We start from the raw sequence: 12781 nt of genomic DNA on the forward strand, positions 1-12781 counted from the left end.
GCTCACGGTGCCGCTTCCGATCCCTCGCGCCTTCGGCGCGCTCCCCTTGCCAAGGGGGATTCTTGTGGTCGTAGATGGCCGCCTCAGCAATGCGATGGTGGCTTGAGCAATATCGATTGATGGTTGGAGTCGTCGAGACGCTGAGCTGACCGGGGTGCCGCCGCCGTGCGGGCGGCGCATCGATTTGGTCGACGCGCGCCGACGGCCGCCTTTGCGAATGTGCCCTGTCCCCATCGCGACTGCAGGCCTCGACCCGATTGCGCTGAGCCGCTCACTCGCGGCACTCTTGCGCCCATGCCCGACTCCCTTCGATCCATCCACGTCGTTGCCGGCGTGATCACCGACGCCCGCGGTCGTATCTTGCTGACCCGTCGTACCGAAACGCGCGATATGCCTGGCCTGTGGGAGTTTCCTGGAGGCAAACGCGAGGCTGGTGAGACCTCCGAGCAGGCGCTGGTGCGCGAACTCAACGAAGAGCTCGGCATCGACGCGCAGGTCGGCGAGTGGATCATGGATGTGCCGCAGCTGTATCCGGACAAACGTCTGCGGCTGGAAGTGCGCCACATCACGAGCTGGAAAGGGAGCCCGCGCGGTCGCGAAGGGCAGGCGATGACCTGGGTCGCCGCCGACAAGCTCGGACGCTATTCGATGCCGCCGGCCGATGTGCCGGTAGTCGGCGTACTGCGCCAGCCAGACCGCTATCTGATCACGCCCGAGCCATCGGATCCGCAGGCCTGGCTGGACGGGCTGGAGCGTGCGTTGCAGGGGGGGATCGCCCGCATCCAGCTGCGCGCCCCGTCGCTGCCGCCGGCGCATTGGCGGGCGCTGGTGCAGCAAGCGTTGGCATTACGGGGACGCCAGCGCGCGCAGTTGTTGCTCAACCGCGATATCGCCCAGGCCGCTGCGCTGGGCGTGGGCGTGCATCTGGGCGCCGAGCAACTGGCCGCATTATCCGAGCGACCGCTGCCGGCAGACCTGCCGGTGGCCGCGTCCTGCCACACCGTGGAGGAGCTGCGGCAGGCCCAGCGCCTGGGCTGCGACTTCGCAGTGCTGGGGCCGGTGCGCGAGACCGCGTCCCATCCCGGCGCTGCGACGCTGGGCTGGGAGGGCTTCGAGCAGTTGCGCGAGCAAGTGGCACTGCCGATCTACGCGCTCGGTGGCATGACCGAGGCGGACCTGCAGGAGGCGCGCAAGCATGGCGCCCAGGGGATCGCCGCAATCCGCGGGTTGTGGCCGGATTGAGGATTGGCATCGCGGGCCGGGGTCGATGTGCGCGGGACACAGGGCAGGGCCTGGCAGCGCCGGGACTGGGACGACACTTCCGTCTCTCTCTGCATCCCACAGGTCAGTGGTCGGTCGCCAGTGACCGACCCAGCGACTGCGTGACGACCTGCCCATACGGCCATGAGCGGGTTGCTCGAGACGCCGCTGCCCGCGCGGACGTGCCCAGCGTCGATGCGCTTGCTGAGGACGGATGCCGCATCGCGTCGGCGCTCGCGATCGCAGCTGGCGGTACGTCCGTCGCTGCACAACGCCTGCGACTGGCGCTGCATCATGCGCACCGCCGCAGCGTTGCTCAGAAGGTCACCCAGAAGCAGTTGTACTGGCGGCGCAGCCGCAGCACGCTGCGCGTCGGCGTGCCGTTGGCCAAGGTCTGCTCCAGTCGCAGCCCCCACGGACGTGGACGTGCCGATGCACTGACGACAGGGGCGACAGCCGCGTCGACGCTTTCGCTGGCCAGGCCATCCGAGCCCTGGTCCTGCGGATACAATGGCGCGATATCCAGCAATGGCCGTTGCGCGATGCCCTCCAGGCGGCCCAGGACCTGATTGGCTGCGGCATCGGACTGCCCGCCCCAGAGATACAGGCTGGACAGCCGATTGACATCGCGATTGTCGATGGCGCCGTGCAGCAGGCTCACCAGTTCGCTCAGCCGCCGCGGGCAGCCATAGCGCGACAGCGTGGCGCCGCCTTGCGGGTCGCCCTGTGGGCGTGGTGCCGGCGGCAGCCGCGTGCTGGCCCCGACGTCCTCGCAGCGGCGATCGGTAAACACGGTCAGCCCCTCGGGTGAAACGCAGCGGCGGATCTCCTGCGCGTGCAAGCCAGGCCAGCACCCGAGCGATAACAACAGCGGTAACAGACGACGCATCGGTGCAGCGTAGCCGGCGGCGCGTGAACTGGCGAGGCCGTCGTCAGCGACCGATCAGCTGCAGCACCTGGGTGGTCGGCTTGGCCAGGTTGAGCGTGTAGAAATGCAGGCCCGGCGCACCGCCGGCGATCAGCCGTTCGCATAGTCCGGCCACGACCTCGGCACCGAATGCCCGTACCGACTCGGCATCGTCGCCGTAGGCCTGCATGCGCTTGCTGATCCAGCGGGGGATCTCCGCGCCGCATTGCTCGGAGAAGCGCCGCAATTGTGAAAAGTTGGAGATCGGCATGATGCCGGGCACGATCGGGACCTGCACCCCTAGCCGTTGCACGGCATCGCAAAAATGGAAGTAGGCGTCGGCGTTATAAAAGTATTGGGTGATCGCCGCGTCGGCGCCAGCGTCGACCTTGGCCTTGAAGTAGCGCAGATCGCTGAGCGCATCGACTGCCTGCGGATGCGTTTCCGGATAGGCGCCGACCTCGATGTGGAAGGCATCGCCGTGCTCGGCACGGATGAAGGCGATCAGCTCGGAGGCGTAGCGCAGATCGCCCGGATGGCCCATGCCCGATGGCAGGTCGCCGCGCAGGGCGACGATGCGGGTGCAGCCGATCGCCCGGTAGAGCTTGAGCAGTTCGCGGATCTCCTGCCGGCTGCCACCGACGCAAGACAGATGTGGTGCTGCCTCCAAGCCGTGCCTCTGTTTGAGATGGCGCACCGTCTCGGAGGTGTAGCTGAGCGTGGAGCCGCCCGCGCCGAAAGTGCAGGAGACATAATCGGGCCGGTAAGACTGCAGCCGGTTGGCTGTGCGATCCAGTTGTGCGCGCTGTTCGTCGGTCTTGGGAGGGTAGAACTCAAAGCTGAGAGGCGTCATCGCGACAGATCCGGCGGAACGTGCGCGAATAATATCGCTTCATCGCGATGAATGCATATTTAGTTGCGGCTGTGCTGCATCCGGCGCTGTCCGCGCGGAAAGCAGCCGCGAGCGCCGCAACGCGCATGGCCGCCGCAGCGCTGCCCGACGGCGCCGACAGGGCGCGACGGCCGAGACCGACGTACTGCCGACCCACTGCACGACCCTGCATGCTGCGGGTATTTCGCTGCGACTCGCGCCAGGCGCTCTAGGGCGTGGCCTGCACCCGGAACGGTAGATTGGCATAGCCGGCGCGACCGGCATCGTCGTGTACCTCGACGAATAGCCGATAGTGTCCTGGTCCAGGTGTGGTCAAGCGGGCAATGCCGCCCTCAACCGACTGCAGGCCGACCGCCAGCAATGTCGGCACGGCCTCCGGATCGCCGCCGATGCTGCGCGCGGTACTTTCCTGGCGCACCTGCCAGCGATAGCGCAGCGGGCCGCTGCCGCTGGCCTGCACGCGCGCCTCGACGCTGACGCCAGGCACCAGGGTGACGCTGTCCAGCGCCTGCTGGCCCGCCAACGTCAAACCGGTCACGTCCGGCGCGCGCGTGCGCGGCCACTGTCCGCTCCACACGGCCTGCAAGGCATCCACGCTGGGCGTGGCCTGCCCGGTCGGCAGCAGCAGGCCATACCAGGTGGGTGTGCGTTCCTGCTTGTCGCCCCACAGGAACACGAACGAGCCCAGGCTTTGACGCGTGTCCGCGGCGATGGCGTGGCGATAACGCCGTTCCAGCAATTGCGCCTTGCGACGGCTGTCGTCCTCGATCGGTGCGCCCCAGTCGGTGCGAGGCGATTCCCAGTGGCCGGTCGGCCCCCACTCGGTCACCACGTAGGGGCCCTGCCACTGACTGTCGCGCAGCTTCTGCGGGAGTCGTTCGATGTCGCCGTAGAGCTGCACCGCGATCAGGTCCAGCGCCGGCGCGCGGCTGGCGAGCTGGGCGATCAGTGCCCGATCGAATCCGGCCAGGGTGGTGGTCACCGGATGGTCTGGATCGATGGCATGGATGGCCTGGGCAATCGCGCCCACCGCGTTCCAGACCTTGGGATTGCGATAGTCCAGATTCAATTCGTTGCCCACCAACCACATCAGGACAGCGGGATGGCCGGCCCATTGGCGGACCTGGGCGAGGATGCGTTGTTGCTGGTGTTGCACGGCGACGGCATCGTCATAGTCGAAGCCATGGCGTTCGTTGCCGACCTCGATGCCCACGGCCACCATCAGGCCATTGCGTTGGGCGGTATCGAGCAGGGCGCGTTGACGTTTTGGATCGGCATCGATGCGCCAGGTACGCACGGCGTTGCCGCCACGCGCGGCCAGCACATCCATGCGGCCGTCGCCCAGACCAGCGCCCTTGATCAGGAACGGTTGGCCATCCACCAGCAGGCGATAGCCGGCCGGCGTGTCGACGATGCGGACCTGGGCGGCCGATGCCGCCGCAGTGACCGCTGCCAGGGTGAGTGCCACCAAGATGCGTAGGCAGCAGCGCGCGCGCGAGCTCATGCGATGTCCTTGAGTGCAGGGCGTGTGGTCGCGAGCATAGAGCAGGGCGCCAGTGCCGGCGTCATGGCGGCGGCGACCGGACCATCGCCGGGCTCGCTTGCTGGCAGACCCGCGGGCCGTGCACGCGTTAAGCTGGGCGCACCCCACGCCACAGACCGGAGCGCGACATGCAAGAGCAGGAAATGGACGTAATCGCCGAATCGTTGGGCCGCATCTGGGTCGCACTGGCGCGCAGCGTGGGCGACCTGGCGCTGGCCTTGGCCGAGCAGCCCGGCGTCGATGGCGACAAGTTGCTGCGGGACTTCAGTGCACGGCTGCCGTCCGGTCAGGACGATGGCACCTCCAAGGTGTTCGAGGCGATCCGCCAGTACCTTGGCCAGGACGCGAGCGCCGAGGAGTGAGCGATCGCTGATCGGACACGCCTGCGGCGTCCGTACAGGCGGGAGCGCTCGTCGCTGTCCGCTGCGCGCGCCGCAGGTGTCGCTGCCGCACGTGTGCAGTGATCGCCGGCGGGCGAGCAGCGGTCGCTGCGTTGCCGGACGGGTGTGATCTGCAATGCGCTCGCGCGTTGCGACTGCGATGGCAGCGACAAGTCGTGATGGCTTGCCAACGGCGAGATTGCCGGCCGCAAGGCGTTGACGTCGGCAGCCCTACACTACGTGCCCCACTACGGAGCGCGCGCATGTCCGAGACCACGATGACCGCCATCGCCATTCGCGATGGCAAGGGTGATGCCGACGCCTTGCACGCCACCACCTTGCCGCGGCCACGTGCCGGCGATGGGCAGGTGCTGATCCGCGTGCATGCGGCCGGGGTCAATCGCCCCGATCTGTTGCAGCGTGCCGGCCGCTATCCGCCACCGCCAGGCGCGCCGCAGACCTTGGGACTGGAGGTGGCGGGCGAGATCGTCGAGCCGGCCGGTCGCTGGAAGGTGGGCGATCGCGTCTGCGCATTGCTGGGTGGCGGCGGTTACGCCGAATACGCCGTGGTCGATGCCCGCCATGTCCTGCCGGTTCCGCCCGGGATGGACCTGGTACACGCCGCCGCGCTGCCGGAAACGGTGTTCACCGCCTATGCGAACCTGTTCGAACACGGCAGGTTGGCAGCCGGCGAATGGTTGCTGCTGCATGGTGCCACGTCCGGAATCGGCGTCACCGCCATCCAGTTGGCCAAGGCGGCGGGTGCGCATGTGCTGGCCACGGCACGCTCAGAGCAGAAGGCTGCACAGGCGCGCGCCCTGGGTGCGGACGTGGCGATCGATTCGCGCAGCACCGCGTTCGTGGAAGTGGCCAAGGCGCACGGCGGGGTCGATGTCGCGCTCGATATGGTGGGCGCGGCGGTGTTTGCGCAGACGCTGGAGGCGCTGAATCCGCATGGACGCATCGTCTATATCGCCTCGCAGGCCGGGGCTACGCTGGAAGTGCCGATTCCGCTGCTGATGCGCAAGCAGGCGGTCATCACCGGCTCGACCCTGCGCCCACGCACCGCGGATGAGAAAGCACGGCTGGCGGCGGAAGTGGAGCGGGTGGTGTGGCCGTGGATCGCCGACGGCAAGCTGCGCGTGTTGGTCGACAAGCGCTTCCCGCTGGCCGAGGCTGCCGCGGCCCATCGTTACCTGGAGCAGGGGAGCCACCTGGGCAAGGTGGTGCTGGAGATGTAGGCGCAGCTGTCGCACAGGCACCAGGTTGCTGGCGCCTGGCGTTGGTATGCGGCGGGTCGGGTGCGGCAAGGCGGCGCAGATCTTGAAGCGCACAGCTTGTTGGGATCGCTTCTCGAGCGCCGGCTTCGCAGTGTTGCGACCAAAACTTATACCGCCTCGTGAAGAATCCGCAGCCTCTTCACACACAGCAACGGGCGGTAAACGAAATGATGACGCGTTCTTTTGGTCAGGCCATGCTGGCCTCGGCCATCGCACTGGGTCTGGCCAGCGGCGTGCAGGCGGCCGAATCGGCGACCCCAGCGCAAGCGGCCAGCGGCGCCGCTGCCCTGGCACCGGAGCGCGTGCTGCAGGTTGGCTTTGTCCTCAAGCCGAAAGTCGCCATGACCCAGCAACACGCGGCAGTCGAGCAGTGGCTGGTCCGCGATGCCGGTGATCCGCTGCTGCGTGGCCAACTGGCCCAGGCCTCGGTCGCGGCGGCGAGCGACATTGCGCAGGTCAAGGCATACCTGAGTCGTTATGGCATCACCGATGTGCGTCCGGCCACCGATGGCCGCTTGCTGCAGGTCCGCGCAACGGCGGCGGCGTTGCAGGCGGCCCTGGGCACCCAGCTGCATGCCGTGAGCACCGACGGCCGCGTCGGCGTTGCCGCGGCGCAGGGCGCAGTCGCCGTGCCCGCCGGCTTGCAGACGGTCGTGCAAGGTGTGATCGGCCTGGACGGCACTGCCGGTGCCAAGGTGACCCCGCACGGAGCGCCGCTGAGCGCCGCCCGCAACGCCCTGTTGAGCAGCAGTGCCGTCATGGCCTCCAACAGCGGCGGCACCGAAGTCGTGCGCCACAGCATCGAGGAGCTCAATAGCGCCTATGGCGCCGATACGCTGGCACCGGCCAGCGATATCGTCGGTGCGGTCATCGCTGCCGGTAATCTGGAAAATACCCTCGCGCGGCTGCAGAGCTTCCAGGCCCTGCATGGCCTCCACACCCCGGTCACGGTGGTGACCGTGGGCGACCCCGGCGCACCGGGTTACCAGTCCAATGCCGCCAGCAAGGATTCCGAAGTCGAGTGGGACATGGATACCCAATTGCTGGTCGGTAGCTCCGGCGGGTTGAAGCGTCTGATCATCTACAACATCCCGGACTTCTCCTGGAAGAGCATCATCGACGGCATGGCCCGCGCCGCCGACGACAACCTGGCCCGCGTGGTCAGCATGTCGATCTATGGGCAGGAAATCCAGGTCAACGACGCGGTCTTCCAGGCCATGGACGCCAGCCTGACCAAGGCAGTGCAGCAGGGCCAGAACTTCGTGATCTGCAGTGGCGACGACGGCGTGTATCTACCGCTGAGCGCACGCGCCAACGCGCCGTATTACGACAGCCTGATGGCGCGCCCGGACCTGCGCCAGGTGGGCTGGCCGGCGTCGCATCGCTACGCCATCGCCGTTGGCGCCACCGAACTGTCGACCCAGGTCGGCAATCCCGGCCGTTACGCCTCCGAGCGGGTCTGGAACGCCGGTGTCGGCCGTCAGCTCAGCCAGGGCGGCGTCAGCAAGATCGCCTACGCGCCGCAGTGGCAGCGCACCCTGCTGCCTGGCCAGACCGCGTTCGGCTACCGTGCCGTGCCCGATGTCAGCTTCAACGGCTCGTTCTACAGCAGTGCGCAGATCCGCGGCACCGATGCGCAGGGCAACGAGGCTGCCTGGTATGTGTGGGGCACCAGTGCCGCTACGCCGACCTTCGCCGGCTATATCGCCCGGCTGTTGCAGTCGCATCCCAACCTGGGCTTTGTCGCACCGCAGATCTATCAGTACGCGAGCCAGCGCAGCGATGCGCAGCGCCAGCACGATGTAGTCGTCGGCAGCAATGGCCTCTACAACGACGGCTATATGGCCAACTATGGCTGGGATTTCGCATCGGGCTGGGGCAGCATGAACATCGGCGACTTCGATCGCTTCCTGACGCGTACCTTTCCGTGAGGCACTGGTCCGGGTCGTCACGGCGACGGCCCGGACCCTGCGGCAGCAGTGTTACCCGTATAGGGGATATCGGCCTGCAGCGTGGCAGGCCTTCTGCAGCCTCCGCTGTCGATGGCGACCTTGCGCATGCTGGGTGCCCGATCGTCCGAGACAGGTATAGCAAAACTCTTGAGAGCGATGTCTCGTCGTGGCCCGCGCGCTGACCGTACACTGCGGCCGCGCAGCGTCATGGCCCGCGCCGCGCATCGGCCGCATCGACCTGTCTTGATCAGGTCGCGGTGCGTTCGGCGACGACGGTGCCCCCTCTTGTGAGCATGGGTTCGATGAAGCATCCAGATGCATTGCGTATCGCGCTGGTCGGGATCGGCAAGATTGCCCGTGATCAGCATGTCCCGACGATCGCTGCACGCGCGGACGTGGAGCTGGTGGCCACCGTCAGTCGCCATGGCACCGTGGAAGGTGTGCCGGGGTATCAGACCCTGGATGCCGCGTTTGCCGCGCATCCGCAGATTCAGGCGGTGGTGCTGTGCACGCCACCGGTTGGTCGCCATGCGCTGGCCCAGGTCGCGTTGGCGGCAGGACGCCATGTGTTCTTGGAAAAGCCACCGGCGGCCACGTTGACCGAGATCGGCGACCTGCAGCGCCTGGCGGCTGATGCGCAGCGCAGCCTGTTCGCCAGCTGGCATTCGCGCTACGCCGCCGGCGTGGCCACCGCACGCCGCTGGTTGGTCGGTAAGCAGGTGCAGGCCGTCCATATCGCCTGGAAAGAAGACATCCGCCAGTGGCATCCAGGCCAGGACTGGATTCTTGCGCCCGGTGGCATGGGCGTGTTCGATCCAGGCATCAACGCATTGTCCATCGTCACTCACCTGCTGCCGATGCCCTTCGCGCTGCGCGAGGCGGTGTTGCAGGTGCCGCAGAATCGTCAGGCACCGTTGGCCGCACGGTTGGCGTTCGCCACCGCCGACGGCGTGGCGGTGACGGCCGAGTTCGACTTTCTGCAGACCGGTCGGCAGCGCTGGGATATCGTGGTAGACACCAGCGACGGGCAGCTGCTGCTCAGTGACGGCGGTGCCCACCTGCAGATCGACGGACAGCCGCAGCCGCTGGCCGAGACCAGCGAATACGACGGGCTGTACGCACGCTTCGTGGAGCTGGTGAACAGCCGCATGTCCGACGTCGATGTGGCGCCATTCGTCCATGTGGCTGACGCGTTCCTGCTTGGGGAGCGCGAGCAGGTCGCGCCGTTTTCCTGGTGAGTCTTGCCGCCGCGATGACACCGCGGCGGTGACCCGCGCGGCAGCGATGCCGCGCTGCCACGGTGGTGCCCGCAACGCCGACGGGACACACCAGCCGACGTTGCGGGCACTGCGATCGCGCACACGCGGCGCTTGCGATGGCTGGCCTCTCAGCGGCGCCACATCCGCGCACCGCGCGCTGGCAGCGTAAAGGTGTAGGAGCTGCTGGTGATGCGGACCACGTTGCCCGATCCCAGCGCGTCGACGTAATCGGCATTCCAGTACAGCACGCTATTGTTCATGCCGACCGTGGTGGTGACTGGATTGCCGCACTTGTTGATGCCGACGATGCCCAGGCTGCCGCGACGGAACAGCACATGGCAGGCGCTGGACGACAACACCTGCATGTCCGTGCCCTGCACGCCGTTGTGGAAGCCGATCATTCGCCGCAGGTCATCACGCTTGTAGGCATCCACCCAACGGTTGTCACCGCTTTCGTTGTTGTCGGTATAGACCATCGGCATGCCGCCGTTGCGGCCGAGCAGGTAGGCATAGGCCAGGGTTTCATCGACCGGGTCGAGGATCGCGTAGCGGAAGCCGGCATTGTTGGGAATATCGTGGGTGACGGCGAAGGTCACCGCGCGATTTCCGGGCAAAGCCTGGCCGGCGCCGGCGGGATCGACCAACTGCTGCAGGCTGGCGCCGATCGCGAAGGCGTTGCGGATGGCATTGAACAGCGGGAAGTCATAAGCGGCCTGCGGGGTGGATTGCAGATAGGGAGCCAGGAACTGGTCGTAGTCGTTGTTGCCGCTACCGCCACCGGTGATCACTTCGCCGAACACATAGGTGCCCGAGCGGATGCCGGCATCGAAAACACGATTGAGGTGGTCGAAGGTCATGTGCTTGGCGGCATCCACCCGGAAGCCGGTCACGCCCAGGCCCTTGAGTGCCTGCAGATAGGCGCGCTGCTGCTGCACGACCCAGTCGTTGCCGACCAGATCCGGCAGGCCGGGATCGCCATTGCCGCCACAGATGCGGTAGGTGCGGACCTGGTAGGCATCGTTGTAGTCGGTGATGCATTGCGCCGGGCCGAAGTCGCTGGCGCTGAGAAAATTGGAGGACAGTGTGCCGAACAGGCGCAAGCTATCGTAGCGACCGGGATTGGCCGCGTACTGCGCCAGCACGGCGCTACCCGGGTAGTTCAGGTCCGAGCGCGTTGCCGCCTCGTTGGCCATGTGGTTGAACACCACGTCGGCATAGGTTTCCACGCCGTTGTTGGCCAGGGCCTGCACCATGCGCGAAAAGGCCGCGGTGTCGCCAAGCGGATTGTCGATCAGGCGGATGTCCTGCGGCTGATAACGCGCCCACCAGGCGCTGCCCTGCGAGCGGTAGGCCGGCGCGACCAAGACTTTGCGGTAGCCGGCATCGGCAATCTCCTTGGCGCGTGCTTCCACCGTGGCATACGGCCAGTTGAAGGCGTGCAGGATGACATCGGCCTGGGCGTTGGCGGTGGCCAGCAGCAGGATGCAGATGCAGAGCATGAATCGCTGTGTGTACCGTCGCAGCAGGTGCGTGGGATGAGCAGACAGGTCGCGCATGGATGGATCTCCAATGGAGTCAACAGGTGGCGTCGTAGGGAAACGGCGCGGCAGGCGGCGGATGGGATGAGTCGATGCGAACGTGCGCCACGGACTGGCGGCGCGCGCTGATGCTAAGCGCGCATCGCGGCGCAGCATCGTGTTGCTGCATACGTATTCAACGCCCAGCCCGCGCAAACCGTGGGGACGGTCGTGCGACGGGCGCGCCGTCGATCGCAGTCCTGGTGACGGCGCGATGCGCGGAAGCGAGCCGTGTGAGACGGTCTGTACAGGGTGTCACATCGCCGGCGTGGTGCTGCGCAGCGGGGGATCGGCCGACAGGCAGGGGCGCTGCGTCGCAGCCAGGCAGCGGCGTGCGCGGCGGGTCGCTACACTGTGCACTCATTCCCACGCTCGGTTCGACGCATGCGCAATCCTCTGCAGGAACAATTGCTCAAGGCGGGCCTGGTCAAGAAGGCCCAGGTGGACAAGGTGGCGCGCGAACAGACCCGCCAGCGCCATGCCAAGGCGGCGCCGGCGGCTGTCGACCCGGACAAGATCGATACCGCGCGGCTACAGGCCGAGCGTGCCGAGCGCGATCGCGCCCTGGCCGAAGAACGCAATGCGCAGCAGCGGCGGCAGGAGCTGCAGGCGCAGATCCGTCAGATCATCGAGACCACGCAAGTCCGAGCCGAGGGCGAGATCGACTATCGCTTCAACGATGGCAAGGTGATCCGCAGCATCCTGGTCACTGCTGCACTACGCAGCCAGTTGGCCAGCGGCGCGCTGGTGATTGCGCGGCTCGGCGACCACTTCGCGTTGGTGCCTCGGTCCGCGGCGGAAAAGCTCTACAGCCGCGACCCCGGCGTCATCGTCCTCGACCATGGACGCAGCGCGGACACGGCGTCGGGCGGCAATGATGACGATGCCTACTACAGTCAATTCAAGGTGCCGGACGATCTGATCTGGTGAGGGTGCGCCTGGTCGGTCGTGCGCTGCGGCCGGTGGGACGTCACCGGCTGGCGATGGCGCAGCCGAGGCTCATTGAAGCCGGTGCGGCGTCGAGCGGCATCCGCCCCGTGACCGCTCGAAAACGCGTGTTGGCCACAGCGATTGCTGGGCCTGCGTTACCCTAGCGCCTTGCCGACAGTTGCGTTGCCATGTCCATCGTCCTGACCGATTTCGCCCTGACCCGCCTGTTTCCGCGCGAACCGCGCCGCAATACCATCCAGGACTGCACGCCGGAGCAGTTCGTTGCCCATCTCAACACGCAGCCGCCGCTCAAGGTTCTACCCGGCTATGCGCCATTCTGCCAACTGCACGTGCATCGCAACTGGACCTCCACCCGCTGCCTGACGGTGCCGATCAGCGACGACAATCGCGCGCAGTTGCGTTCTGGCTACGAAGCGCGCAACGCACGCGAATTGCCGGTACTGGTGCGCTGGTTCGAGGGCATCGAATCGCCGGTAGCGACGTATCTATTGCCCATCCTCTACAGCCGCGCGCAGCTGGCCAAGGAGGGCACGCCGATCGATGCCGAATGGGGCGTGGTCGGCTGCCTGTACACCGCCGAACCGGAAGAGTTGCCGATGGCGCCGATCACCATGTTGCGCAATGCATTGGGCGTGGACGAGGGCGGTTCCGGTGTGCCGCTGGATCGCCAGGCTTACCGCCGCAGCGTGGCATTCTGGGAGCGCAATGCCAACTGGCGACCGTCGTCGCCATTGGGCTAGTCACCCGGCTGGAACCCAGGTTGCGCCTGCGCGTGACCTG

At 66.9% G+C, this 12781-nt stretch carries 11 protein-coding genes; 7 read left to right on the forward strand and 4 right to left on the reverse strand.

Annotated elements, in window-relative coordinates; all coding sequences use genetic code 11:
* The first annotated feature begins 294 nt into the window (after positions 1-294).
* Entirely contained in the window at positions 295-1242 is a 948-nt protein-coding gene (locus tag CKY51_RS00330) for a Nudix family hydrolase (RefSeq protein ID WP_022973146.1), read from the forward strand.
* A gap of 334 nt (positions 1243-1576) precedes the next feature.
* Here CKY51_RS00330 and CKY51_RS00335 read toward each other — a convergent pair whose 3' ends face one another.
* From CKY51_RS00335 to CKY51_RS00345, 3 genes are all read right to left on the reverse strand, one after another.
* Complete coding sequence (locus CKY51_RS00335) at positions 1577-2149, reverse strand: hypothetical protein (RefSeq protein WP_022973147.1); 573 nt, start codon at positions 2147-2149, stop codon at positions 1577-1579.
* Between the two features lie 43 nt (positions 2150-2192).
* The gene (metF, locus tag CKY51_RS00340; protein ID WP_022973148.1) at positions 2193-3020 is read right to left on the reverse strand and encodes a methylenetetrahydrofolate reductase [NAD(P)H]; all 828 of its coding nucleotides are present in this window, start codon (positions 3018-3020) and stop codon (positions 2193-2195) included.
* A 247-nt stretch (positions 3021-3267) separates the two neighbouring features.
* Positions 3268-4563 (reverse strand): glycoside hydrolase family 2 TIM barrel-domain containing protein, encoded by a 1296-nt coding sequence (locus tag CKY51_RS00345; protein WP_031340199.1) that lies wholly within the window; start codon positions 4561-4563, stop codon positions 3268-3270.
* A gap of 167 nt (positions 4564-4730) precedes the next feature.
* On the opposite strand from CKY51_RS00345, the gene CKY51_RS00350 reads away from it, so the two are divergent.
* The 4 genes from CKY51_RS00350 to CKY51_RS00365 all read left to right on the forward strand — a co-directional run bounded on the left by CKY51_RS00350 (position 4731) and on the right by CKY51_RS00365 (position 9452).
* The gene (locus CKY51_RS00350) at positions 4731-4964 is read left to right on the forward strand and encodes a hypothetical protein (protein ID WP_022973149.1); all 234 of its coding nucleotides are present in this window, start codon (positions 4731-4733) and stop codon (positions 4962-4964) included.
* A 281-nt stretch (positions 4965-5245) separates the two neighbouring features.
* Positions 5246-6223, forward strand: a complete 978-nt coding sequence (locus tag CKY51_RS00355; RefSeq protein WP_031340200.1) for an NAD(P)H-quinone oxidoreductase — start codon at positions 5246-5248, stop codon at positions 6221-6223.
* Positions 6224-6429: 206 nt separating this feature from the next.
* Positions 6430-8193: a S53 family peptidase gene (locus CKY51_RS00360; RefSeq protein ID WP_152248722.1), complete on the forward strand. Its 1764-nt coding sequence runs from the start codon at positions 6430-6432 to the stop codon at positions 8191-8193.
* 323 nt (positions 8194-8516) lie between these two features.
* A complete protein-coding gene (locus CKY51_RS00365) occupies positions 8517-9452 on the forward strand; it encodes a Gfo/Idh/MocA family protein (protein ID WP_022973153.1) in 936 nt (311 codons plus the stop codon).
* A gap of 149 nt (positions 9453-9601) precedes the next feature.
* Here CKY51_RS00365 and CKY51_RS00370 read toward each other — a convergent pair whose 3' ends face one another.
* Positions 9602-10972 (reverse strand): alpha-amylase family protein, encoded by a 1371-nt coding sequence (locus tag CKY51_RS00370; RefSeq protein WP_022973154.1) that lies wholly within the window; start codon positions 10970-10972, stop codon positions 9602-9604.
* Between the two features lie 462 nt (positions 10973-11434).
* Between CKY51_RS00370 and CKY51_RS00375 the strand changes: the two genes are divergently transcribed.
* Positions 11435-11980, forward strand: coding sequence for a DUF2058 domain-containing protein (locus CKY51_RS00375; RefSeq protein ID WP_022973155.1), 546 nt, complete (start codon positions 11435-11437; stop codon positions 11978-11980).
* Between the two features lie 188 nt (positions 11981-12168).
* Positions 12169-12741 carry a DUF3228 family protein gene (locus CKY51_RS00380; protein WP_022973156.1) on the forward strand — a complete coding sequence of 191 codons (573 nt, stop codon included), beginning with the start codon at positions 12169-12171 and terminating at the stop codon, positions 12739-12741.
* Positions 12742-12781: the final 40 nt, after the last annotated feature.

It is taken from the genome of Xanthomonas maliensis, from assembly GCF_009192945.1.
Lineage (GTDB): Bacteria > Pseudomonadota > Gammaproteobacteria > Xanthomonadales > Xanthomonadaceae > Xanthomonas > Xanthomonas maliensis.